The sequence below is a fragment of the Streptomyces flaveolus genome, assembly GCF_000716535.1.
GTDB lineage: Bacteria > Actinomycetota > Actinomycetes > Streptomycetales > Streptomycetaceae > Streptomyces > Streptomyces flaveolus_A.
In genome coordinates this window covers 206,774-231,080 of record NZ_JNWV01000020.1, presented here as the reverse complement: position 1 = coordinate 231,080, position 24,307 = coordinate 206,774, and the positions used below count along the sequence as shown (strand labels likewise).

General features: G+C 71.8%; 20 protein-coding genes. 12 read left to right on the top strand and 8 right to left on the bottom strand.

Features of this window, described 5'->3' with window-relative positions; all coding sequences use genetic code 11:
* Positions 1–156 precede the first annotated feature (156 nt).
* Both OO52_RS22690 and OO52_RS22685 read right to left on the bottom strand, forming a co-directional pair.
* On the bottom strand, positions 157–2,979 hold the full coding sequence (locus OO52_RS22690) for an ATP-binding protein (RefSeq protein WP_030645665.1): 2,823 nt from the start codon (positions 2,977–2,979) through the stop codon (positions 157–159).
* A gap of 169 nt (positions 2,980–3,148) precedes the next feature.
* Positions 3,149–3,979 carry a response regulator transcription factor gene (locus tag OO52_RS22685; RefSeq protein WP_030645663.1) on the bottom strand — a complete coding sequence of 277 codons (831 nt, stop codon included), beginning with the start codon at positions 3,977–3,979 and terminating at the stop codon, positions 3,149–3,151.
* Positions 3,980–4,094: 115 nt separating this feature from the next.
* On the opposite strand from OO52_RS22685, the gene OO52_RS22680 reads away from it, so the two are divergent.
* Complete coding sequence (locus tag OO52_RS22680) at positions 4,095–5,768, top strand: AMP-binding protein (protein ID WP_030645661.1); 1,674 nt, start codon at positions 4,095–4,097, stop codon at positions 5,766–5,768.
* Positions 5,765–7,357, top strand: coding sequence for an AMP-binding protein (locus tag OO52_RS22675; RefSeq protein WP_030645659.1), 1,593 nt, complete (start codon positions 5,765–5,767; stop codon positions 7,355–7,357). Before OO52_RS22680 ends, OO52_RS22675 begins: the two co-directional genes overlap by 4 nt.
* Positions 7,358–7,489: 132 nt before the next feature.
* On the opposite strand, the gene OO52_RS22670 is transcribed toward OO52_RS22675, so the two are convergent.
* Positions 7,490–8,089 carry a hypothetical protein gene (locus tag OO52_RS22670; RefSeq protein ID WP_234339640.1) on the bottom strand — a complete coding sequence of 200 codons (600 nt, stop codon included), beginning with the start codon at positions 8,087–8,089 and terminating at the stop codon, positions 7,490–7,492.
* A gap of 844 nt (positions 8,090–8,933) precedes the next feature.
* Between OO52_RS22670 and gcl the strand changes: the two genes are divergently transcribed.
* Positions 8,934–10,721: a glyoxylate carboligase gene (gcl, locus tag OO52_RS22660; protein WP_030645653.1), complete on the top strand. Its 1,788-nt coding sequence runs from the start codon at positions 8,934–8,936 to the stop codon at positions 10,719–10,721.
* A gap of 82 nt (positions 10,722–10,803) precedes the next feature.
* Here gcl and OO52_RS22655 read toward each other — a convergent pair whose 3' ends face one another.
* Together OO52_RS22655 and OO52_RS22650 are read right to left on the bottom strand one after the other, a co-directional pair.
* Positions 10,804–11,466, bottom strand: a complete 663-nt coding sequence (locus OO52_RS22655) for a hypothetical protein (RefSeq protein ID WP_030645652.1) — start codon at positions 11,464–11,466, stop codon at positions 10,804–10,806.
* A 160-nt stretch (positions 11,467–11,626) separates the two neighbouring features.
* The gene (locus tag OO52_RS22650) at positions 11,627–11,860 is read right to left on the bottom strand and encodes a hypothetical protein (RefSeq protein WP_030645650.1); all 234 of its coding nucleotides are present in this window, start codon (positions 11,858–11,860) and stop codon (positions 11,627–11,629) included.
* Positions 11,861–11,938: 78 nt separating this feature from the next.
* Here OO52_RS22650 and OO52_RS22645 point away from each other — a divergent pair, with 78 nt between their 5' ends.
* Entirely contained in the window at positions 11,939–13,156 is a 1,218-nt protein-coding gene (locus OO52_RS22645) for a Shedu anti-phage system protein SduA domain-containing protein (RefSeq protein ID WP_234339627.1), read from the top strand.
* 322 nt (positions 13,157–13,478) lie between these two features.
* On the opposite strand, the gene OO52_RS22640 is transcribed toward OO52_RS22645, so the two are convergent.
* The 3 genes from OO52_RS22640 to OO52_RS22630 form a co-directional block, all read right to left on the bottom strand.
* Positions 13,479–14,942, bottom strand: a complete 1,464-nt coding sequence (locus OO52_RS22640; RefSeq protein WP_030645646.1) for a catalase — start codon at positions 14,940–14,942, stop codon at positions 13,479–13,481.
* 194 nt (positions 14,943–15,136) lie between these two features.
* Positions 15,137–16,024 carry a 2-hydroxy-3-oxopropionate reductase gene (locus OO52_RS22635; RefSeq protein ID WP_030645644.1) on the bottom strand — a complete coding sequence of 296 codons (888 nt, stop codon included), beginning with the start codon at positions 16,022–16,024 and terminating at the stop codon, positions 15,137–15,139.
* Between the two features lie 28 nt (positions 16,025–16,052).
* The gene (locus OO52_RS22630; RefSeq protein WP_030645642.1) at positions 16,053–16,910 is read right to left on the bottom strand and encodes a TIM barrel protein; all 858 of its coding nucleotides are present in this window, start codon (positions 16,908–16,910) and stop codon (positions 16,053–16,055) included.
* Between the two features lie 149 nt (positions 16,911–17,059).
* On the opposite strand from OO52_RS22630, the gene OO52_RS22625 reads away from it, so the two are divergent.
* The 8 genes from OO52_RS22625 (at position 17,060) to OO52_RS22590 (ending at position 24,296) form a co-directional block, all read left to right on the top strand.
* The gene (locus OO52_RS22625) at positions 17,060–17,335 is read left to right on the top strand and encodes a thiamine-binding protein (protein ID WP_078629703.1); all 276 of its coding nucleotides are present in this window, start codon (positions 17,060–17,062) and stop codon (positions 17,333–17,335) included.
* A gap of 47 nt (positions 17,336–17,382) precedes the next feature.
* Positions 17,383–17,694, top strand: coding sequence for a helix-turn-helix domain-containing protein (locus tag OO52_RS22620; RefSeq protein WP_078629711.1), 312 nt, complete (start codon positions 17,383–17,385; stop codon positions 17,692–17,694).
* 152 nt (positions 17,695–17,846) lie between these two features.
* Positions 17,847–18,359, top strand: a complete 513-nt coding sequence (gene uraD / locus OO52_RS22615; protein ID WP_030645636.1) for a 2-oxo-4-hydroxy-4-carboxy-5-ureidoimidazoline decarboxylase — start codon at positions 17,847–17,849, stop codon at positions 18,357–18,359.
* 4 nt (positions 18,360–18,363) lie between these two features.
* Positions 18,364–18,762, top strand: coding sequence for a hydroxyisourate hydrolase (gene uraH / locus OO52_RS22610; protein ID WP_030645634.1), 399 nt, complete (start codon positions 18,364–18,366; stop codon positions 18,760–18,762).
* Between the two features lie 4 nt (positions 18,763–18,766).
* Positions 18,767–19,714: a factor-independent urate hydroxylase gene (gene pucL, locus OO52_RS22605; protein WP_030645632.1), complete on the top strand. Its 948-nt coding sequence runs from the start codon at positions 18,767–18,769 to the stop codon at positions 19,712–19,714.
* A gap of 64 nt (positions 19,715–19,778) precedes the next feature.
* Positions 19,779–21,191: a nucleobase:cation symporter-2 family protein gene (locus OO52_RS22600; protein WP_030645630.1), complete on the top strand. Its 1,413-nt coding sequence runs from the start codon at positions 19,779–19,781 to the stop codon at positions 21,189–21,191.
* Between the two features lie 69 nt (positions 21,192–21,260).
* Positions 21,261–22,646: an 8-oxoguanine deaminase gene (locus OO52_RS22595; protein WP_030645628.1), complete on the top strand. Its 1,386-nt coding sequence runs from the start codon at positions 21,261–21,263 to the stop codon at positions 22,644–22,646.
* A 282-nt stretch (positions 22,647–22,928) separates the two neighbouring features.
* On the top strand, positions 22,929–24,296 hold the full coding sequence (locus OO52_RS22590; protein ID WP_030645627.1) for a nucleobase:cation symporter-2 family protein: 1,368 nt from the start codon (positions 22,929–22,931) through the stop codon (positions 24,294–24,296).
* The last annotated feature ends 11 nt before the right edge of the window (positions 24,297–24,307 follow it).

Here is a 24,307-nt window from a genome sequence, read left to right as displayed (position 1 = left end):
GAAGCCGAGAGTGGGGGAGGGACCGACCCCATGTGCCCGGGCGAGCGGCACGCCCATTACGCTAGGACCCGGAACCCTCGGCTCCCAATGAGGGAACCCCCTAGGGGGTTGGGTGAGGGAAAACCCTCGGTCCGGTTCAGTTAACAAGAGCACCGCTCAGGGCGCGCGGTGACCTGCCGCCAATCGGACGATGTCCACCCGCGAGCGGATCCCCAGCTTGCGGTAGACCCGCGTCAGGGTCGCCTCCACCGTCTTCACGCTGATGAACAGCCGGGCCGCGATCTCCCGGTTGGTGGCGCCCTCCATGACGAGCGCGGCGACCTGACGCTCCATCGCGGCCAGCGCGTGCAGCGCGGCCGGTGCCTCGGACGCGGCCGGCACCGGTTCCGGTTCTGGGGCGGCCAGGGATTCGTCCACTTGGCGCAGCCAGGGCAGCGCCCGGCAACGCCGGAACATCCGGGTGGCCTCGTCGAACACCGGTGATCCGGGCCGCGCGCTGCCCCGCAGCCGGGCCAGCGCGAACGCGGCCCGCGCCTCCTCCAAGGCGTAGCCGAGCTTGCCGAGCCGGTGCTGAGCGGACGTCAGCTGGGCGAGCGCGGCCTCCAGGTCGCCCCGGGCGGCCCGCACCAGCGCCTCGGACCGGTCGAGCACCGCGAGAACGCTCTCCCGGCCGAGCCGCAGCGCGTGTTCCCGGCTGACGTCGATGACGTCCTGCGCCTCGGCCACCTCACCGGTCCGGACCAGCGCCTCCGCGAGGTCGCCCTGCCAGCGGCCCCGGGCCGGGTCGGTGATGCCGAGCCCCAACTCCAGGCTGCGCACCCGGCGCAGCGAGCGCACGGTGCCCGCCGGGTCCCCGGCCACCAGCTGGGCGTACCCGAGAGCGCCCAGCGCCCGGGACAGGTACATCTGGTCGCCGTCCTCCTCGGCGTGGTCCACCGCTTCCCGGGCGAGGGCGAGGGCGCGGTCCACATCGCCGCCGGAGGCCTCGGCGAGCGAGGTGAGCATCGCCGAGGCGGTCTCGCCGATCCCGGAGTCCCGGGCGAGCCGCAGGCTGTCGCGGGCCAGTTCGAGGGCACGCCCGCAGTGCCCGGCGCGCAGCTCGGTCTCGGCGAGGCCGCGCAGGAAGTGCACCTCGCTCTCCACCGAGCCGCGCCGGCGCACCTCGCGCAGCAGCGCGGTGACGGTGGCCCGGGCCTCGGCAAGCTGGTCGCCCATGACCAGCCAGCGGAACCGGGCGCTGCCCGCGCCGTTGTGGTGCCAGGCCACCCGGGGGTCCTGGGGCTCCTTCAGGGCCCGCTTGATGGTGCGGGGCGCCTCCGGATGGCCCATCAGGGTCTCGGTCTGCGCCTGGAAGGCGAGGGAGAGCAGCTCGGTGCGCCGGTCCTCGCCGCGCGCGGCCAGCTCGGCGGCGTGCGCGGCGGCCTCCCGGGCCTCGGTGAAGTCACCCTCCACGATCAGCGCTCGCCAGGCGAGCTGGTAGTGGACCAGGGCGAGCAGCCGGGGGTCGTCGCCGGCGTCGGCGAGGGCCTGCGGGAAGACGGCGTCGACCTCGGCCATGGTGTGGCCGGCGGTGTCGATGACGATCATCCAGGCCCGCACCCGGTCGGCGGGTACGGTTGCCCGGGCCAGCACCTCCCGGGCGATGTCCCGGGCCAGGTCGACCTCGCCGGCGGTGATCGCGTCCTCGGCGGCCGTCAGCCGGCGCTCCTCCGGGCTCGGGGCGCCGTCGGCGGGGGTGTGCCGGGCGGCGAGCAGCCCGAGCTGCGCGGCGACCGAGGGCGCCCCGCGGTCCCGGGCGAGGGCGGCGGCCTCGGCGAGCCGGGCGGCGACCTCCGGGTCGGTGCCGGTGGTGGCGAGCGCCAGGTGCCGGGCCCGTTCGATCGGGTCGGAGGCGGCGGTGGACAGCGCCGCGTGCGCGGCCCGCCGTTCGTGCGCGGGAGCCTCCGCGTACAGCGCGGCGGAGATCAGCGGGTGCGCGAACCGTACGGCCGGGGCGTCCGGCTCGGTGGCCAGCAGCCCGAGTTCGGCGGCCTGGGCGCACTCGGCCTCGGCGTTCTCCCGGCCGGCCGCGTGCAGCAGGGCCGGGGTGGGCCGGGCACCGGCGCTGGCCACCAGCAGGGTGCGACGGGCCTCCACCGAGAGCATGTCCAGCCGGCTGAGCACCAGGGCCCGCAGCGAGGTCGGCACGGGCAGCGGCTCGCCCGGCCGGGGCGGGGTGGGGCTGTCGGCGAGCGCACGGCCCAGCTCCAGGGCGAAGAGCGGGTTGCCGCCGCTGGTGCGGTGGATCTCGCGGACCGTGGAGCGGGACAGGCAGCCGTGGCCGCGGTGGTCGAGCAGCTGGGCGACCTGGGCGCGGGAGAGCGGGCCCAACCGGACCGCGAGGGTGCCCGGCGGGCAGGCGCGCAGGTGACGGTCGTACTCCTGGCTCCCCCGGCCCTCCGTGCGGACCGCGCACAGCAGTTGTACCGGGGTGCCCTCCAGGCGCCGGGCGGCGAAGCCGAGGAGTTCGGCGCTGGCCGGGTCCAGCCACTGGAGGTCGTCGGCGACGACCAGGACGGGGCCGTGGGCGGAGAGGGCGCGCAGCGCGGAGAGCACGGCCAGGCGCAGCGCGAGGCCGTCGCGCTGGAGGCTGGACTCGCCGCGGCCGGTGAGCGCCGACTCCAGGGCGGTGCGCTGGGCGGCGGGCAGCCGCGGGGAGACCTCGTCGAGCACCAGGCCGAGGAGGTCGGCGAGGGCGAGGAAGGGGAGGTGGGATTCGGACTCGGTCGCCGAGCAGCGCAACACGGTGTGCGCGGTGGCGCCGTATTCCTCGGCCAATGCCCGCAGGACGGTGGATTTCCCTATTCCGGCGGGGCCGTGGAGCAGCACACTGCCGCCGGAGGCGAGTTGCTCACTGGCGCCGGCGAACAGCTCCTCGCGGCCGATGACCAGGTCGGGGCGGCACCTGGCAGGCTCCTGGAAGTCCCGTCGCACGGTCACCGCTCCCCTCGTGTGTCGTGTCCGGACCAAATTCTAGGCAACGATCCTTGAAATTCGGACGGAAGCCCTGGTGAGGGAAATAACAAACGGTCAAGCAGAGGGAAATTCAAAGTGGCGCCGGATGAATGGTCAGGTTTCCTAACCGACAGGTTTTCCGGCCGACTTCGGGCTACGGCAGCAGCCCCGCCCTGCGCGCCGCGGTCACCGCCTCCCCTCGTGTGTGCGCGCCCAGCTTCCGCATCGCCGAACGCAGATATCCCTTGACCGTCTCCGGGCCGATGCCCAGCCGCTCGGCCACCGCCGCGTTGGTGGCCCCCGCCGCCACCCAGGACAGCACGTCCACCTCGCGTGGCGCCAGGGTCACGCCCCCGGCTCGCGGCGGTGCGGTCAGCAGCCCGCACGCGGCCAGCAGTTCGGCGCGCAGCTCCGGGTCGGCGATCCGCGGGGCCAGCGCCCGCAACGCCGCATGCGCCTCGCGCACCTGTTCCCACACGGCGCCGTCGTCGGTGCCGGTCCGCTCCGGCCGGGCCGCCGCCAGCAGCTCCCGTGCCTCGTCCCGCACCACCAGCGTCTGCTCCACGTCCCGCGCCACCGCCACCGCCGCGCCCAGCGTGCGGTCGCCGAGCGGCCGGGCCGAGCGCAGCGCGCCGTACAGCACCCCACGCACCCGGCGCCGCACCACGACCGGCACGGCGAGCACCGCGCGGATGCCCTCGGCGGCCACCGGTACGTCGTACTCGTGGCTGATCTGACGTGAGCTGGAGTAGTCGGTCACCGCGCACGGCCGGGCCAGCGCCACCGCCTTGCCACCGAGCCCGTTGCCCGAGGTCACCGCGAGCGAGCGCAGCGCGGCCGTGGTCGTACCGCTCAGCTCGCTGATCCGGATCTGCGGCCGGCCCGACTCCACCAGGCCGCCGAAGGCGACGGGGAGCCCCGTCGCCCGCCGCAGCCGGGCCAGCGCGCCACCGATCTCCACCGCCCCCACCGCGTCTGCCGTCACCCGTTCGCCCTTTCGGCCGCCCACACCCCCGTTCGGGGGTAGTGAGACCCGCATCACGGATTAGACGATGCCAGAGAGCCGCCCGGCAATGGTCCGGAGCATAGGAGGAAAACCGATGACGACGGCGACGGAGATGTTCCGCAGGGCACGGGACTTCCTGCTGGAACACCGAGAGGACTACGCCACCGCCTACGAGGGCTTCCGCTGGCCCCGGCCCGAGCACTTCAACTGGGCGCTGGACTGGTTCGACGAGATCGCCGACGGCAACGACCGCACCGCGCTGCACATCGTCGAGGAGGACGGCACCGAGACCCGGCTCTCCTTCGCGGAGCTGTCCGAGCGGTCGAACCGGGTGGCCCGGTGGCTGCGCGAGCGCGGGGTCGCCGCCGAGGACCGCGTCCTCGTCATGCTCGGCAACCAGGCCGAGCTGTGGGAGACCGCGCTGGCCGCGATGAAGCTGCGCGCGGTCGTCATCCCGGCCACCCCGCTGCTCGGCCCGGCCGACCTCGTCGACCGGGTGGAGCGGGGGCGGGTGAAACACGTCGTCGTCCGGGCGGAGGACACCGCCAAGTTCGCCGAGGTGCCCGGCGCCTACACCCGCGTCTCCGTCGGCGGCCTGCCCCAGGAGGGCTGGGAGCCGTACGAGGACGCCTACGCGGCCCCCGCCGACTTCGTCCCGGACGGCCCGACGCTGGCCGACGACCCGCTGATGCTGTACTTCACCTCGGGGACGACCGCCCGGCCCAAACTGGTCGAGCACACCCACACCTCGTACCCGGTCGGGCACCTGGCCACCATGTACTGGATCGGCCTCAAGCCCGGCGACGTCCACCTGAACATCTCCTCGCCCGGCTGGGCCAAGCACGCCTGGTCCAACCTGTTCGCGCCGTGGAACGCGGAGGCGACGGTCTTCGTCTTCAACTACACCCGCTTCGACGCGGCCCGGCTGATGGCCGAGATGGACCGCGTCGGCGTCACCACCTTCTGCGCCCCGCCGACCGTGTGGCGGATGCTCATCCAGGCCGACCTCGGGCAGCTCCGCACCCCGCCCCGCGAGATCGTCGCCGCCGGCGAGCCGCTCAACCCGGAGGTCATCGAGCAGGTCCGGCGCGCCTGGGGGGTGACCGTCCGGGACGGCTTCGGGCAGACCGAGACGGCCGTGCAGGTCTCCAACAGTCCCGGCCAGCCGCTGAAGACCGGCTCCATGGGCCGCCCCAGCCCCGGCTTCCGGGTGGAACTCCTCGACCCGGTCTCCGGCGCGCCCGGCGCGACCGAGGGCGAGATCGCGCTCGACCTCGCCGAGCGGCCGGTCGGCCTGATGACCGGCTACCACGGCGACCCGGACCGCACGGCGGAGGCCATGGCGGGCGGCTACTACCGCACAGGGGACATCGCGACCAGGGACGAGGAGGGGTACCTCACCTACATCGGACGCAGCGACGACGTCTTCAAGGCCTCCGACTACAAGGTGAGCCCGTTCGAGCTGGAGAGCGCGCTGCTGGAGCACGAGGCGGTGGCCGAGGCGGCCGTCGTCCCCGCCCCGGACGCACTGCGGCTGGCCGTGCCCAAGGCGTACGTCGTCCTCGCCGAGGGCTGGGAGCCGGGCCCGGACACCGCGAAGGTCATCTTCGAGCACTCCCGTGACGTGCTCGCGCCGTACAAGCGCATCCGCCGGCTGGAGTTCGGCGCGCTGCCCAAGACGGTCTCCGGCAAGATCCGCCGGATCGAGCTGCGCGAGGCCACGGCGGCCGGCTCTCAGAACGAGTACCGCGAGGAGGACTTCCGGTGACATCGTCGCTGTCGTACACGCACGGGACGAGCCCCACCGTCCTGCTCGGCGACACCATCGGCGCCAACCTGGACCGGGCGGTGGCGACCTGGCCGGACCGCGAGGCCCTGGTCGACGTGCCGTCCGGGCGGCGCTGGACCTACGCGGAATTCGGCGCGGCCGTCGAGGAGTTGGCGCAGGCCCTGGTGGCTGGTGGGGTCACCAAGGGCGACCGGGTGGGCATCTGGGCGGTCAACTGCCCCGAATGGGTGCTGGTGCAGTACGCCACCGCCCGCATCGGCGCCATCATGGTCAACATCAACCCGGCCTACCGCACCCACGAGGTCGAGTACGTCCTCAGGCAGTCGGGCGTCTCGCTGCTGGTCGCCTCCCTCAGCCACAAGACGAGCGACTACCGGGCGATGGCCGAGCAAGTGCGCGGAAACTGCCCCGAGTTGCGCGAGATCGTGTACATCGGCGACCCGAGCTGGGACGAACTGCTCCGACGGGCGACGCCCGACGTGTCCTACGAGGAGCTGTCCTGCGACGACCCCATCAACATCCAGTACACCTCGGGCACGACCGGCTTCCCGAAGGGAGCCACCCTCTCCCACCACAACATCCTCAACAACGGCTACTTCGTCGGGGAGTCGATCGCCTACAGCGAGCAGGACCGCATCTGCATCCCGGTGCCCTTCTACCACTGCTTCGGCATGGTGATGGGCAACCTGGCGGCCACCTCGCACGGTGCCTGCATGGTCATACCGGCGCCGTCCTTCGACCCGGCGGCCACGCTGGAGGCGGTGCAGCGGGAGCGGTGCACGTCGCTGTACGGCGTCCCGACCATGTTCATCGCGGAGCTGAACCTCCCCGACTTCGCGTCCTACGACCTCTCCACCCTGCGCACCGGCATCATGGCGGGTTCCCCGTGCCCGGTGGAGGTGATGAAGCGGGTGGTGGCCGAGATGCACATGGAGCAGGTCTCCATCTGCTACGGCATGACGGAGACGTCCCCGGTGTCGTTGCAGACGCGGATCGAGGACGACCTGGAGCACCGCACCGCCACCGTCGGCCGGGTCCTGCCCCACCTGGAGGTCAAGGTCGTCGACCCGGCCACCGGGGTGACCCGACCCCGCGGCACGGCGGGCGAGTTGTGCACGCGCGGCTACAGCGTGATGCTCGGCTACTGGAACGAGCCGGAGAAGACGGCCGAGGCCGTCGACGCGGGCCGCTGGATGCACACCGGGGACCTGGCGGTGATGCGTGAGGACGGGTACGTCGAGATCGTCGGCCGGATCAAGGACATGATCATCCGGGGTGGCGAGAACATCTACCCGCGCGAGATCGAGGAGTTCCTGTACGCCCACCCCAAGATCCGCGACGTCCAGGTCGTCGGGGTGCCGCACGAGCGGTACGGCGAGGAGGTCCTCGCCTGTGTCATCCCGAGCGATCCCGCCGACCCGCTCACGCTGGAGGAGCTGCGGGACTTCTGCGCGGGGCGGCTCGCGCACTACAAGGTCCCCAGCAGGCTCCAGCTGCTCGACACGTTCCCGATGACGGTGTCCGGGAAAGTCCGCAAAGTGGAGCTGCGGGACACGTACGGGGCGTGATTCCGGGTGTGAAACGGCCGGAAACGAGCATGCGGTGAATGTTCCACGGCGGTCCCCGGGCCGAGCGCACGGTCGGCGGCGCGCTCGGCCCGGGGAGCGTCGGGTGGGCGCCGGTGTTCGCGCCAGGGGCGGTCAGCCTTGTCCGTCCCTCGTTCCCCCTTCCGGCGCGCCCGTGGTGTGCAGGGCGTCGGCGGGGTCGTTCATCGGCTGCGGGACGCCCGCGAGGTCGAGCACGAACAGCGGGATGCCGAGGGCGTCCGCGGCGGCCCGGGCGGCGTCGGTGTGGCCGGCGAGGGAGAAGTGCACGCACTCGGCGGACTCCGTCATCGCCGTCAGCCACAGGCACTCCACGTCCTTCGGCCCGGCCGGCCGCACGGTCGGGTCCACCTGGGCGAGCAGCCCGCGGGCGGCGAGCCCGATGCCGTACGGCGGCCGCTGGTCCGCCCGGCGGATGTCCCGGTAGCCGAGCCAGCGGAGATAGAGCGCGGCGGTGGTGACGGCATCCAGGGCGGTACGGATGGTGCGGGGCCGGAAGGGGGGACGGCAGCCGGGTGAGCGGCGGGCGGCGGCCGGGCCCGGCGCGTTTGCGGGTGCTTGGCTGGTGTCCGGCCCTGGTACGTGCGCTGGTCCGTGGCCGCCGGCCGGGCTGGGTGCGCGCGTTGGTCCTCGGCCGTCTGCCGGGCCGGGTGTGTTGGCTGGTTCCTGGCCGCCGGCCGGTCCTGGTGCGCTCACTGGTCCTTGCCCGTCGGCGGGTTCCGATGGGTCGGCTGGTCCGTGGCCGCCGGCCGGGCCGGGTGCGTGCGCTGGTCCTCGGCCGTCTGCCGGGCCGGGTGTGTTGGCTGGTTCTTGGCCGCCGGTCGGGCTGGGTGCGTGCGCTGGTCTTTGTCCGTCGGCAGGTTCCGATGGGTCGGCTGGTCCTTGGCCGTCTGCTGGGCTGGGTGCGCCCGCAGGTCCTTGCCCGCCGGCCCGTCCTGGTGCGCGCGCTGGCGCTTGCTCGCCGGCCCGGCCCGGCACCCCGGCCGGCCCCCGTGCGTCCGGAGCTTCACGCCCGCCCGGGGATCCCCATGGGCCGGCCGGCCCCCGTGCCCACGGCGTCCCCGTCACCGGGATGCGCAGGACCGTGCCGCACGGGCAGCCCAGTTCCGGGTGGGGCCAGTGGCCGAGGCGCCCGCAGGTGGCGCACGGCAGCGTGAGCCACTCGTCGTCCCAGGCGCGGTGCGCCGCCACGGCCGGTTCGGCCGCCGGATCCAGCAGAGGAGCGGTCGGCGCCCCGCACGCACACGGATACGCCGGCGCGGTGTAGACGTGCGCGCGCCGACAGGCCGGGCAGCGCACCGGAACGCTCTCGGGCATGGCCCACTCCAAGGCGTCGCGTCGGAACGGCGCTCCCATGGTGCTCCTCTCCGGCCGCTCCTGTCCGGCGCTTGCCGGTGTCCGGACCACTCTTGACGGCCTTGCCCCACCCCCTTACATTGCTTCCAGATAGTAGAAGTCACTTTCCGCTATGCGGAAATATGGGTGCTCACCGCGGGGCGCGACGGGAGTACGCATCCGACAGCCGAAGCAGGAGTACTCGATGGCTCGTATGACCGCTGCCCGCGCGGCAGTTGAGATCCTCAAGCGCGAGGGCGTCACCGACGCCTTCGGTGTGCCGGGCGCGGCGATCAACCCGTTCTACAAGGCCCTCAAGGAGGGCGGCGGCATCAACCACACCCTCGCCCGCCACGTCGAGGGCGCCTCGCACATGGCCGAGGGCTACACCCGGACCAAGCCGGGCAACATCGGTGTCTGCATCGGTACGTCCGGCCCGGCCGGCACCGACATGATCACCGGCCTGTACTCCGCCATCGGCGACTCCATCCCGATCCTGTGCATCACGGGCCAGGCGCCCACCAGCGTGATCCACAAGGAGGACTTCCAGGCCGTCGACATCGCCTCGATCGCCAAGCCGGTGACGAAGATGGCGGTGACCGTCCTGGAGGCCGCACAGGTCCCCGGCGTCTTCCAGCAGGCCTTCCACCTGATGCGCTCCGGCCGCCCCGGCCCGGTCCTGATCGACCTGCCGATCGACGTCCAGCTCACCGAGATCGAGTTCGACCCGGAGACGTACGAGCCGCTGCCCGTCTACAAGCCGGCCGCGACCCGCGCCCAGATCGAGAAGGCCCTCACCTTTCTTCTGGAGTCGGAGCGCCCCGTCATCGTCGCCGGCGGCGGCATCATCGGCGCCGACGCCACCGACCTGCTGGTGGAGTTCGCCGAGCTGACCCGGACCCCGGTCATCCCGACCCTGATGGGCTGGGGCGCGCTGCCAGACGACCACGAGCTGAACGCCGGCATGGTCGGCGTCCAGACCTCGCACCGGTACGGCAACGCCAACTTCCTCGAGTCCGACGTCGTCCTCGGCATCGGCAACCGCTGGGCCAACCGCCACACCGGCTACAAGCTCGACGTCTACCGCGGCGACCGCAAGTTCGTCCACGTCGACATCGAGCCCACCCAGATCGGCAAGATCTTCCCGCCGGACTACGGGGTCGTCTCCGACGCCAGGGCCGCACTGGAGCTGTTCGTCGAGGTGGCGAAGGAGCTGAAGGCCGAGGGCAGGCTCCCCGACCGTGCGGACTGGGTCGCCGCCACCCAGGAGCGCAAGGCCACGCTGCTGCGCCGTACGCACTTCGACAACGTGCCGATGAAGCCGCAGCGCGTGTACGAGGAGATGAACAAGGCCTTCGGCCCGGACACCCGGTACGTCACCACGATCGGCCTCTCCCAGATCGCCGGCGCGCAGATGCTGCACGTCTACAAGCCGCGCCACTGGATCAACTGCGGCCAGGCCGGCCCGCTCGGCTGGACCATCCCGGCCGCGATCGGCGTCGCCAAGGCCGACCCGGACTCCCCGGTCGTCGCGCTCTCCGGCGACTACGACTTCCAGTTCCTGATCGAGGAGCTGGCGGTCGCCGCCCAGCACAAGATCCCGTACGTCCACGTGCTGGTGAACAACGCCTACCTGGGCCTGATCCGCCAGGCACAGCTCGGCCTGGACATCGACTTCCAGGTCAACCTGGAGTTCGAGAACATCAACACGCCCGAGATCGGGGTCTACGGCGTCGACCACGTCAAGGTCGCCGAGGGACTGGGCTGCAAGGCGATCCGGGTCACCGAGCCGGACCAGCTGGGCGCCGCCTTCGAGCAGGCGAAGAAGCTGGCCGCCGAGTACCGGGTGCCGGTCGTCGTCGAGGCGATCCTGGAGCGGATCACCAACATCTCCATGAGCCGCACCATGGACATCAGCGACATCAGCGAGTTCGAGGACCTGGCCACCGAGCCCGGCCACGCGCCGACGTCCGTCACGCCGCTGAAGGTCTGACCCACCGCACGTACCGCGCACCGCAGGGGCGGCCCGTCATCCGGACGGACCGCCCCTGCGTCGTACGCGCACCCGCCGGCCCTCAGTCGAACCCGCCGCCCCCGCCGCAACCGCCCCCGTAGTCGTGACCCCCGTGGTCGTGCCCGCCGTACCCACCGCCACCGCCGTCCCAGATGGCCTCGTCCCCCACGACGTACCGGAAGACGGTGCCCCGGCCGAACGGGAAGCGGCCCTCGTCCGCGAGCGCACCCCGGCCCGTGAGCCCCGCCTCCCGGGCGAAACGCGGTGCGAGGACGGTCAGGGCCCGCCCGCCGTACAGCGCGACGGCGAGCAGCACCTCGTCCTCCGGCAGCCCGTCCGGGCCCTCGGGGAGCGGACGGCGCTCGCGGAGGTCCGCCAGCAGACGGCGGGCGGCACGGGTGCGGCCGGGCGGCCGCAGCCGCAGCAGCCCCTCCGCCGCCAGCTCGGCCCGCATCCGGGCGAGTGCCCGCCGCACCACCGCGCGGCCGGGCAGCTCCCGGGGACCGGCGGGCCGGTACAGGGCGGTACGGACGGCCTTCTCCAGCGGATGCCGGAAGGGCCCGGCGTCACCGGTCGCTGTCTTGCGCAGTGTGCCCGGCCGGCCCGCCTCGACCGCGCCGCGCAGATGCATCCCGAGCACGGCGACGGCGAGGGCTGCGCGGTCGCCCCCGCGCAGCAGCGCGACCACGCACGGGTCCGGCGGATTCGACGTCGTACGGCTCATGAGACACCCCCCGTACGGAGCCCGTCGCCCCCGTGCCGACGGGCCCCGTGTGCCGATAATGTGCCCTGGCACAGGGGTGGTTGAAGCCTCCGCCGCGGTCTTCAGAGGATGATTTGAGGGTTGCGCACCAGGCCTACGACCGCTGCCGTACGCGCCGCCGTCACAGCTCGTGCTCCGACAGCCCCGGCCAGTCGTCCGGGCCGCCGCCCTGCCATTCGATCAGGTCGCTCTGCTCCACCTCGATCCGGTCCAGATCGGCCAGCCGCAGGATCTCCACGACGTCGTCGAGATGCGAGGCGATCCCCAGCGTCACGTCCCCCTCGGTCACCCGCCGGGAACCGTCCAGGGCCGGGGGATGGACCACGATGTGCGGGTAGTGGGTCGGATTGGCCATGCCTTCAGCGTGCGGCGGGGGAACCGGATCTGCACGCCGGGACGGTGACTGTCAGTGGCGACACCCACACTGACGTCCATGAGCGTGAGAAGCGACATGGTGTTGGAGCGGCAGCTGGGGCAGGTGCGCGGCGCGGCCGCCGACGAGGCCGTGCGGTCGGCGGTGGACGCGGTCTTCGCCTACATGGGCAGCGGCAGCCCCGGTAGACGCAGACAGGGCAAGGAACTCGTCAGGCTCATGGAGGCCGCCCGCAAGACGGCGGCGGAGGCGGGGGAGTGGCACGTCGTCCGGCTCTTGCAGGACTCACTGGACTACGCGGAGGGCCGCATCCTCCAGCAGGATCTCGAGGAGCGGTACCGGATCTTCCAGGACGGGGCGCGCAGAGAACGGTCCCGTGACTTCGTGGCGAGCAGCCTGCGGACCATGCACCAGTGGCTGGTCGCCGCGGGCGAGGCCTACCTGAGGGAACATCCCGGCGCGAGCGCCGAGGAGACGCTGAGCCATTTCCGGGCCCAAGGGGAGGACGCCGCGTTCCTGCGGGCTCCGGACGACCGCCCGGGGCGCTACGTGATCCCCCGTGGGGCGGCCGAGATCTCGCTGTGGCTGGAGCGGCTGCTGAGGAGCGAGCGAATCGACGTCGCGGACCCGGCGGAGTCGGCTCGCAGGATCGTCGGCTCTCCACAGGCCATGGCCCTGCTCGCCGCCGACCGCGAGGGACGGCTGATCCTCCAGGCCGCCGAGCTGCGACGTCGGGCCGCCGGTCCCGAGGAGCTGCGGGCCGTCGTGGAGGACCGCACGGCCACCGAGGCGGATCTGCAGCGCGCTCTCGAAGGGAACCACTGGATCTTCGGCGGCCGGTTCGTCGGCGAGGCCGCGCGGCGCCGGCTGGTGCCGGGGGACGAGGTGGACATCCCGCTCATACGCGGTGACGGGGCGCTGCACATCGTCGAACTCAAGCGGGCCATAAGTCTCGACGCGCCGCTGGTCAAACGCCACCGCCACGCATGGGTGCCCGCGGCGCACGTCCACGAGGCCGTCGGGCAGGCCGTCAACTACCTCGTCGGACTGGACGAGCACCGTGCCCGCATCCGCGAGGAACTCGGCATCGAGACCCGGCGAGCGGGCGCGCTGGTGCTCGTCGGTCATCCCGGTCTGCACCCCGACGTACCGGAGGGCGAGGTCAACGAGACGTTGCGGACGTTCAACTCGCACGTCACCCGGGTCGAGGTGCTCACCTACAAAGAGCTGCTGGACAACGCCGAACGCTCCCTCGCCGGAGGTGTCGAACCGGTGTAGGGAGCGCTTGGTGGCCGTCCGACGGCGCGAGGCTGGGCGCGACAGGTCGTTCGCGCCGCCGGACGGGGTGGGTGGGCCCCTCGGGAGGGGCTGGGTGGGACCGCGGTGGATGCGACGGAGCCCGGCGCCCTTCCCTCTGGTCGAGAAGGGGACGGGGGTCCTTCACCACCGCACTGGCTCGCAGGCCACCGCGGTCCTCGCCCTGCCCGCGCGTTCGCCCGGCGGCCACCCCTCATCCGGGCCGCCGGCGTGCCGCGCGGGCCGCGTACGGACATCATGACCTCCCGTCAGACTCCGTACGCCGCATGCGGGTTCCTGGTGCTCAGTCCTCGCGCAGGGCGTGGACCGCCTCCTCCACGCGCTTGCCGTACTCGGGGTCGGCGGCGTGGAAGTGGGCCAGGTTCTTCTCGATCACGTCGTCGCGGGAGACCTGCGAGAGGCCGCCGGCGATGTTCGCGACCAGGCGGGACTTCTCGTCCTGCGACATCAGCCGGTACAGCTCGCCCGCCTGGAAGAAGTCGTCGTCCTTGGTGTGGAGGGGCGCCTCGTGGGTGCCCGTGTGGCCCGAGACCGCCAGCGGGGCCGAGAGCGGGCGGCCGGTCTCGACCGGGCCGTCGTAGGAGTTCGGCTCGTAGTTCTTGGCGTGGCGGCCCTGCGCGTTGAGGGCCATGAAGCCGTCCCGGCCGTAGTTCCGCGCGCCGCCGGGGACCGCCTTCGGGGTGTTCACGGGGAGCAGGGTGTGGTTGACGCCGAGGCGGTAGCGGTGGGCGTCGGCGTAGGCGAACAGGCGGCCCTGGAGCATCTTGTCCGGGGACGGGCCGATGCCGGGCACGAAGTTGTTCGGAGCGAACGCGGCCTGCTCGACCTCGGCGAACACGTTGTCCGGGTTGCGGTCGAGGACCAGGCGGCCCACCCGCTGGAGCGGGTAGTCCTTGTGCGACCACACCTTGGTCAGGTCGAACGGGTTGAAGCGGTAGTCCGCCGCTTCGGCCGCCGGCATGATCTGGACGTAGAGGGTCCAGGACGGGTGCACCCCGCGCTCGATCGCCTGGAGCAGGTCGGTCTGGTGGGAGTTGGGGTCCTTGCCGGCCAGCTCCTGCGCCTGCTCGGCGGACAGGCAGCGGATGCCCTGGTTCGTCTTGAAGTGGTACTTGACGAAGAAGGCCTCGCCCTCGGCGCTCGTCCACTGGTAGGTGTGCGAGCCGTAGCCGTTCATGTGCCGGTACGACGCCGGGATGCCCCGGTCGCCCATCAGCCAGGTCACCTGGTGCGTGGCCTCGGGGGAGTGCGCCCAGAAGTCCCAGACGTTGTCCGGCTCCTGCTTGCCCGTGAACGGGTCCCGCTTCTGCGAGTGGATGAAGTCGGGGAACTTGATCGGGTCCTTGATGAAGAACACCGGGGTGTTGTTGCCGACGAGGTCGTAGTTGCCCTCCTCGGTGTAGAACTTCACCGCGAAACCGCGCGGGTCACGGACGGCGTCGGCGCCGCCGAGCGAGTCGGCCACGGTCGAGAAGCGCACGAACACCTCGGTGCGCTTGCCGATCTCGCCGAGGAAGGCGGCGTGGGTGTAGCCGGTGACGTCGTCCGTCACCTCGAAGTGGCCGTACGCGCCGGAGCCGCGGGCGTGCACCACACGCTCCGGGATCCGCTCGCGGTTGAAGCGCGCGAGCTTCTCCAGGAGGTGCTGGTCCTGGATCAGGAGCGGGCCGCCGACGCCGGCGGAGGCGGAGTTCTGGTTGTCGGCGACCGGGGCGCCGGACTCGGTGGTGAGCACGCGCTGCGACATCGTGGACCTTCCGTGCGGGTGTCAGCGGAAACCTGTTTCCGCTTCGTGGAGCCTAGGAGTGGGGCGATCTGGGCGTCAACAGTTTGTTGAACTGAATCAGTGCCGTGGTGGAGGCGGTTCCGGGCCGCGGTGCCGCCTGGGCGCGACAGGACAGGTGTCAGCGGCGCCGCGGCCCGGAAGTCCGGGAGGGGCCGTCAGACCTGGGCGCCGGACAGGCGCTCCACGGCCCGCAGCAGGGCCGAGTGGTCCAGGCCGCCGTCGCCCTGGGCGCGCAGCGACGCGACCAGTTGGGCGACCACGGCGCCGACCGGCAGGGCCGCGCCGACGGCGCGGGCGGCGTCGGTGACGATACCCATGTCCTTGTGGTGCAGGTCGATGCGGAAGCCCGGCTTGAAGTCGCGGTTCAGGAAGTTGTCCTTCTTGCGCGTCAGCACGGTCGAGCCGGCGAGGCCGCCGCCCAGCACGTCCAGCGCGGCCTTCAGGTCCACGCCCGACTTCTCCAGGAAGACCACGGCCTCCGCGCACGCCTGGATGTTGACGGCGACGATCAGCTGGTTGGCCGCCTTCACGGTCTGGCCGGAGCCGTGCGGACCGCACAGCACGATGGTCTTGCCGAGCGCCTCGAAGATCGGCCTGGCCTGGTCGAAGTCGGCCTGCTCACCGCCCACCATGATCGACAGTACGGCCTCGATGGCACCGGCCTCACCGCCGGAGACGGGCGCGTCCAGGACGCGGATGCCCTTCGCCGCGGCGTTCTTCGCGAGATCGACGGAGGTCTGCGGGGTGATCGAGGACATGTCGATCAGCAGGGCGCCCCGCCCGGCGTTCTCCAGGATGCCGTCCGGGCCGTAGGCGATGGCCTCGACCTGCGGGGAGGCGGGCACCATCGTGATCACCACGTCGGCGTCCCGCACGGCCTCGGCGAGCGAGGCGGCGGCCGTACCGCCGGCGGCGGCCAGCCGGTCCAGCTTCTCCCGCTCCAGGGTGTAGCCGGTGACGTCGTAACCCGCCTTGACCAGGTTCTCGGACATGGGGGAGCCCATGATGCCGAGGCCGATCCACGCGATCTTGGGAAGACTCATTGGGGGTGCCTTTCTCAGTACAGGGTGGTCAGCGGGCCGCGCGGGCCCCGACGGGCAGCCAGTCGAAGGCCTCGGCGCTCGGGCGGTCGCCCGGCTTGTACTCAAGGCCCACCCAGCCGTCGTAACCGGCCTTCTTCAGCCGGTCGAGCAGGTCCTCGAGCGGGAGCGAACCCGTTCCGGGGGCGCCGCGGCCGGGGTTGTCGGCGATCTGCACATGGCCGGTCTTCGCCGCGTACCGCTCGATGACCGCCGGCAGGTCCTCGCCGTTCATGGACAGGTGGTACAGGTCCATCAGGAACTTCGCGTTCCCGAGACCCGTCGCCTCGTTGACCCTGTCCACGACCTCGATGGCGGCGGGTGCGCTCACCAGCGGGTACAGCGGCGACTCGGGCTTGTTGAGAGCTTCGATCAGCAGGACCGCGCCGACCCGGTCGGCCGCCCGGGCCGCGAGGGTCAGGTTCTCCAGGGCGAGCGCGTCCTGCTCGGCCGGGTCCGCGCCCTCGACGCGGTTGCCGTACAGCGCGTTGAGCGCCGTGCAGCCGACGGAGGCCGCGAAGTCGGCGGCGACGTCGACGTTGGCGCGGAACCTCTCCGACTCCGCGCCCGGGACCGACAGGGCGCCGCGGTCCGGGCCCGGGAGCCGGCCGGCGTAGAAGTTCAGGCCCGTGAGCCGGACTCCCGCGTCCTCGATCGCCTTCTTCAGGGCGTCCAGCTCGGACCGGGCGGGCGTGGGGGAGTCGATCCAGGGCCACCACAGCTCGACCGCGGAGAAGCCCGCCGCGGCGGCGGCCGCGGGACGCTCCAGGAGCGGGAGTTCCGTGAAGAGGATCGACAGGTTGACGTTGAAGCGCTGGTCTGCGGCGGTGCTCCACTCGAAACCTGGCATTCGGGCCGCGCTCCCTTCCGTGGGTCGAGATTCCGTATTACGGAAGTTCGTTTCTGCGTAATGGAAGATTGCCGTCGGGTGTCGGAGCTTGTCAAGGGGGGCCGGCCTCCGGGCGCCCGAAAAGCCGCGCCGGGCGTTAGGTTGAGCGCGTGCGATTGAGAGTGGAGTTCACGACCGAACCCTTCGACCTGGACGAGGCGCCCGCGCACGCCCTGGTGGCGCGGGAGGTCATCGAGACGGCCGGGCTGGACGCCGTCGACGTCGGCCCGTTCGGCAACACGGCGGAGGGCGGCGCCGATCGCGTGCTCACGGCGGTCGACGCGCTGCTGCGCAAGACCCTGGAGGCCGGCGCCACCCGGGTCTCGCTCCAGGTCAACGTGATCGACGACGCGAACGGCGACGAGACCGCGGAGGGCGGCAGGTGACCGGGGACGAGCCGTTCATCGCGGCCGTGAAGCCACTGGTCGACGCCATGGGCGGGGAGCTGCTGCCGCCCGACGAGGCCGGCCCCGAGGACGTCGTCCTCGCCTGGGAGGGTGTCGACGTCGTCGCCGTACGCCTGCCCCAGCTCGCCGACTCCCTCGACCACATCCTCGCCGCCATGGAGCGCAGGCAGGGCCGGCCGCTGGCCGACCTGGACCGCAAGGCCAAGCAGGAACTCGTGCGCAGCCTGGAGGCGCGCGGCGCGTTCGCCGTGCGGCACGGTGTGGAGACCGTGGCGAGCGCGCTCGGCGTCAGCCGGTTCACCGTCTACAACTACCTCAACCGGGAGAAGGGGGCCTGACCGGCGCGGAAGCGGGGGCTGTCGTACCCGCCCGGACCGGGCCCGGCTTGTTACGCGGAATTTTCAACAAAGTGTTGACGTGATGTTTCCGAGGGCGTTAGCTATCGGCAGCCCGTTCAGCACGACGGCCCATCGTGGCCACGGAGGCTCCCGTGACGTCGACTTCCACGCCCCCGGGCCTGGCCCGGTTCAACGATCTGGAGGAGCGCGCGGCCCTCGCCGCACTCCACGAGGCGTGCGCCTCCACCGAGTGGGCCCGGCGACTGCTCGCCGCCCGCCCCTACGCCACTCCCGAGGACCTCTTCGCCACCAGCGATGCCGCCATGGCCGAGCTGACCACCGCGGACCTCGAGGAGGCGATGGCCGGGCACCCGCCGATCGGCCGCCCCAAGCCCGGCGACCCGGCCTCCGCCCGCGAGCAGCGCGGCATGGCCGGCGCCTCCGACGAACTCAAGGCGGAGATGCTCGAACTGAACCTGGCCTACCAGGAGAAGTTCGGCCATGTCTTCCTCATCTGCGCCACCGGCCGGACCGGCGAGCAGATGCGGGACGCGGTCAAGGAGCGGATCGGCAACGCGCCGGAGCGGGAGCGGGAGATCGTCCGTACCGAGCTGGGCAAGATCAACCGCATCCGACTGGCCCGACTCGTCGAAGGGGACGCCTGACACCATGAGCACCAGCACCACCGCCTCCGTGTCCACGCACATCCTGGACACCTCGATCGGCCGCCCCGCCGGGGGCGTCGCCGTCCACCTCTCCGCCCGCAGTGGCCGGTGGGCGGACTGGACCGCGCTCGGCGGCTCCGCCACCGACGGGGACGGGCGGTGCAAGGACCTCCCGGCGCTGCCGGAGGGGACCACCCACGTACGGCTCGACTTCGAGGTGGAGCCGTACTTCGCGAAGAAGCAAGCCGATGCGCAGCAGGACGCCCCCGCGAACCGGGACAGCGGTGCGCCGTCCGTGTTCTTCCCCGAGGTGGCGATCACGTTCGCCGTCGTACCGGGCGAGCACTACCACGTACCGCTGCTGCTCAACCCGTTCGGCTACTCCGTTTACCGAGGGAGCTAGCTAAATGACCGTCAATTCCCGCCCTGCCCGCCCTGTGATCCTGGGACAGAACCAGTACGGCAAGGCCGAGAACCGAGTCGTCAAGATCACGCGGGACGGCGCCACCCATCACATCAAGGACCTCAACGTCTCCGTCGCGCTGAGCGGCGACATGGAGGACGTCCACTACTCCGGTTCCAACGCCAACGTCCTGCCGACCGACACCACGAAGAACACGGTGTTCGCGTTCGCCAAGGAGCACGGCATCGAGTCCGCCGAGCAGTTCGGCATCCACCTCGCCCGGCACTTCGTCACCTCGCAGGAGCCGATCCACCGCGCCCGGATCCGCATCGAGGAGTACGCCTGGGAGCGGATCGAGACCTCCGACGCCAACTCCAGGTTCATCGGCGCCGACGAGGTCAAGCACTCCTTCGTCCGCAAGGGCCAGGAGACCCGCCTCACCCAGGTCACCTACGACGGTGAGCGGTGGGAGGTCGTCTCCGGGCTGAAGGACCTGGTCGTGATGAACTCCACGAACTCCGAGTTCTGGGGCTACGTCAAGGACAAGTACACCACCCTCCAGGAGGCGTACGACCGCATCCTGGCCACCCAGGTCTCCGGCCGCTGGCGGTTCAACTGGACCGACGACGAGCAGAAGATGCCCAACTGGGAGAAGTCCTACGAGCAGACGAAGAAGCACATGCTCCAGGCCTTCGCCGAGACGTACTCCCTCTCCCTCCAGCAGACGCTGTACCAGATGGGCGCGCGCATCATCAACAACCGCAGCGAGATCGACGAGGTCCGCTTCTCGCTGCCGAACAAGCACCACTTCCTGGTGGACCTGGAGCCGTTCGGACTGAAGAACGACAACGAGGTCTACTTCGCCGCCGACCGCCCCTACGGCCTCATCGAGGCCACCATCCTGCGGGACGGCTGTGAGGCCCGTATCCCGGTCGACATGACCAACCTCTGACGCGGGACGCGTGCCCCCGGCCCCGCCAGCCGGGCCGGGGGCCCGCCACACCGGAGGGAACGAAATGGCACAGCCTGCGAAGGGGCCCGCCACAGCCCCCTGTTCCACCCCGCCGGAGCACACCGAGGACGCCGTCACGTCCGTGCACCCGGTGGACGAGAAGCTCCACCCCTCGCGGCTCGTCCCCGCCGCGCTCCAGCACATCGCCGCGATGTACGCGGGCGTTGTCACTCCTCCGCTCATCATCGGCCAGGCCTGCGGGCTCGACATCGCGGCCCGCACCCGGCTCATCGCCGCGAGCCTGCTCATCGCGGGCGTCGCGACCGTCCTGCAGACCATCGGCGTCAAGGGCCTCGTCGGCAACCGGCTGCCCTTCGTCAACGCGGCCTCCTCCGCCGGCATCGCCCCGATCCTCGCGATCGCCGAGACCAACGGCAAGGGCCACCAACTCCCCGCGATCTACGGTGCGGTGATGGTCGCCGGCGCCTTCTGCCTGGCCCTCGGCCCGTTCTTCGGCCGGCTGCTCCGCTTCTTCCCGCCGCTGGTCACCGGCGTCGTCATCACCCTGATCGGCGTCACGCTGATGCCCGTACCGGTCGGCTGGGCGCAGGGCGGCGACAAGACCGCCGCCGACTTCGGTGCCATGCGGCACCTCGCGCTCGCCGGGTTCACCCTCGCCGTCATCCTGCTGATCCAGCGCTTCGGCAAAAGCTTCGTCAAGCAGATCGCGCTGCTGTTCGGACTGCTCGTCGGGACCCTCGCCGCGATCCCCTTCGGCATGGCCGACTTCACCGGCCTGCAGTCCGCGCCGGTCGCCGCGCTGCCCACCCCGTTCGCCTTCGGCGCCCCCGAGTTCCAGCCCGCGGCCATCCTCTCCCTGTGCATCGTGATGCTGGTGCTGATGACCGAGTCCAGCGCCGGCATGCTCGCCCTCGGCGAGATCTGCGACCGCCGCGCCGACGCGCGGACCATCACCCGCGGTCTGCGCACCGACGGCATCGCCACCCTGCTCGGCCCCGTCTTCGGCGGCTTCCCCACCTCGGCCTTCGCCCAGAACGTCGGCGTCGTCTCCCTCACCCGGGTGCGCAGCCGGTACGTCGTCGCCGTCGCCGGTGCCGCCCTGCTGGTCCTCGGTGCCTTCCCGGTGCTCGGCGCGGTCGTCTCCCTGGTCCCCATGCCGGTCCTCGGCGGCGCGGGCATCGTCCTGTTCGGCTCGATCGCCGTCAGCGGGATCCGTACGCTGTCCGAGGCGGGCCTGGACGACAGCTCCAACATCATCCTGGTGGCCGTGGCGCTCGGCGCCGGCATCATCCCGCTGGCCGCGCCGACCTTCTACGCCGGCTTCCCGGCCTGGGCGCAGACCGTGCTCGGCTCCGGCATCAGCGCCGGCGCGCTGGTCGCGGTCCTGCTGAACCTGTTCTTCCACCATCTCGGCACCCGGAGCGGGCAACCGGCTCCGGCACTCAAATCCTCCTAGGGTCCTGCCGTGCCCTCCCCGTGGACACCCTCCCGTTCGCGGGCCGCCACTGAAAGACAAGGAAGCACCATGGCGCCATCGGCAGCCGAGCGCATCGTCATCGAGAACTGTGCCATCGCCACCGTGGACGCGGCCGGCACGGAGTACGCCTGCGGACACCTCGTCCTCGCCGGCAACCGGATCGAGTCGGTCGGCGCGGGCAAGGCCCCCGAGGGCCTGGAGAACGTGGTGCGCCGGATCGACGCGAGCGGCCATCTGGCCACGCCCGGTCTGGTCAACACCCACCACCACTTCTACCAGTGGATCACCCGGGGCCTGGCCACCGACCACAACCTGTTCAACTGGCTGGTCGCGCTCTACCCCACCTGGGCGCGCATCGACGAGCGGATGACGTACGCCGCCGCGCAGGGATCGCTCGCCATGATGGCCCGGGGCGGAGTCACCACCGCCATGGACCACCACTACGTCTACCCGCACGGCTCCGGCGACCTGTCCGGCTCGATCATCCGGGCCGCCGCCGAGACGGGCGTCCGCTTCACGCTGGCCCGCGGCTCGATGGACCGCGGCGAGAAGGACGGCGGACTGCCCCCGGACTTCGCCGTCGAGACCCTGGAGGGCGCCCTCGCCGCCACCGAGGAGACCGTCCGCGAGCACCACGACGCCTCCTTCGACGCGATGACCCAGGTGGCGGTCGCCCCTTGCTCGCCGTTCTCCGTCTCCACGGAACTCATGCGCCAGGGTGCCGAGTTGGCGCGCCGCCTCGGCGTACGGCTGCACACCCACGGCTCGGAGACGGTGGAGGAGGAGAAGTTCTGCCACGAACTGTTCGGCCTGGGCCCGACCGACTACTTCGAGTCCACCGGCTGGCTCGGTGAGGACGTGTGGATGGCGCACTGTGTCCACATGACCGACTCCGACATCGCCGCCTTCGCCCGCACGAAGACCGGCGTCGCCCACTGCCCGTCCTCCAACGCCCGCCTCGCGGCCGGCATCGCCCGCGTCCCCGACATGCTCCGGGCGGGCGTCCCGGTCGGCCTCGGCGTCGACGGCACCGCCTCCAACGAGTCCGGCGAACTCCACACCGAGCTGCGCAACGCCCTCCTGATCAACCGCCTCGGCGCCCACCGCGAGGCCGCCCTCAACGCCCGCCAGGCGCTGCGGCTCGGCACCCACGGCGGCGCCCAGGTCCTCGGCCGGGCGGAGCAGATCGGCTCGCTGGAGCCCGGCAAGCTCGCCGACCTGGTGCTGTGGAAGATGGACACGCTCGCCCACGCCTCCATCGCCGACCCGGTGACCGCGCTCGTCCTCGGCGCCGCGGCCCCGGTCACCGCGTCCTTCGTGAACGGCCGGCAGATCGTGGAGAACGGCCGCCTGCTCACCGTGGACGAGGACACCATCGCCGCCTCCACCCGCGCGGAGGCCCAGCGCCTGGCCCGCATCACCGCGCAGGCCTGACCCGGCTCAGGCCCTCACAGACTCCGGCCGGGAGGGACGGCTCCCGGCCGGGACCCGTGGATCCGAGCGGGATCCACGGCAGCCGTCCCCGGGGCGGGTGCACGCACGCGCCCTGGGGACGGTCACCCCCACACCGCTCACCCCCGCTCACCGCGCCACCCCCGTCAGGTCCCTCCCCCGGCTCTCGGCTCCGCCCGAGCAGGGAGGTCCCCCCTGCCCACCCGCACCACCTCCATGAAACCCACGTCGACGACGACGTGTTACCCGCCCGGAGGACCCGCCGTGGCCGCCCATCCCGTAGACGAGAAACTCCCCGCCCTGAAAATGGCGACCAGCGGCCTGCAGCACGTGGCCGCCATGTACGCCGGGGTCGTCGCCCCACCACTGATCGTCGGCGCGGCCATCGGCCTGAGCGCGACCGACCTGACCTTCCTCACCGGTGCCTGCCTGTTCACCGCGGGCCTCGCCACCTTCCTCCAGACGCTCGGCTTCTGGAAGATCGGCGCCCGGCTGCCCTTCGTCAACGGCGTCACCTTCGCCGGTGTCGCCCCCATGACCGCGATCGTCGCCTCCACCGAGGACAAGTCCGACGCCCTGCCGGTCATCTTCGGCGCGGTCATCGTCGCCGGACTCCTCGGCTTCCTCGCCGCGCCCGTCTTCTGCAAGGCGGTCCGCTTCTTCCCACCCGTCGTCACCGGCTCCGTCATCACCCTGATCGGCGTGTCCCTGCTGCCGGTCGCCTTCGGCTGGGCCCAGGGCCCCGACCCCCGGTCGGACGACTACGGTTCCACCACCTACCTCACCCTCGCCGGCACCACCCTGCTCATCGTCCTGCTGCTGCGCCGCTTCACCCGCGGCTTCGTCAAGCAGATCGCCGTCCTGCTCGGCCTGATCGTGGGCACGCTCGTCGCGATACCGTTCGGCGTCACGGACTTCAGCCCCGTCGCCCACGCCGACGTGGTCGGCTTCCCCACCCCGTTCCACTTCGGCGCCCCGCAGTTCCAGCTCGCCGCGATCCTGTCGCTGTGCGTGGTGATGGTCGTCTCGATGACCGAGTCGACCGCCGACATGCTGGCGCTCGGCGAGATCGTGGAACGGCCCGCGGACGAGAGGACCATCGCGGCCGGCCTGCGCGCCGACACCCTCGGCTCCGCGATCAGCCCGCTGTTCAACGGCTTCATGTGCAGCGCCTTCGCCCAGAACATCGGCCTGGTCGCGATGACGAGGATCCGCAGCCGGTACGTCGTCGCGACCGGCGGCGGCTTCCTGGTCCTGATGGGCCTGTGCCCGATGGCCGCCTCGCTCATCGCGGTCGTCCCCCGGCCGGTCCTCGGCGGCGCCGGCGTCGTCCTGTTCGGCTCGGTCGCCGCGAGCGGCATCCAGACCCTGGTCCGGGCCGGCCTCGACCGGGACAACAACGTCCTGATCGTGGCCGTGTCCCTCGCGGTCGGCATCATCCCGATCACCGCGCCGGAGTTCTACCACGCGTTCCCCGAGACCGCGAAGATCGTGCTGGACTCGGGCATCTCCACGGGCTGCGTCACGGCCGTGGTGCTCAACCTCCTCTTCAACCACCTCGGCAAGGGCCGCGAGGCCCACGACGTCACCCATCCGATGGAGGCGGGGGAGGAGATCGCCGCCGCGCACTGAGGCCGGCGGTC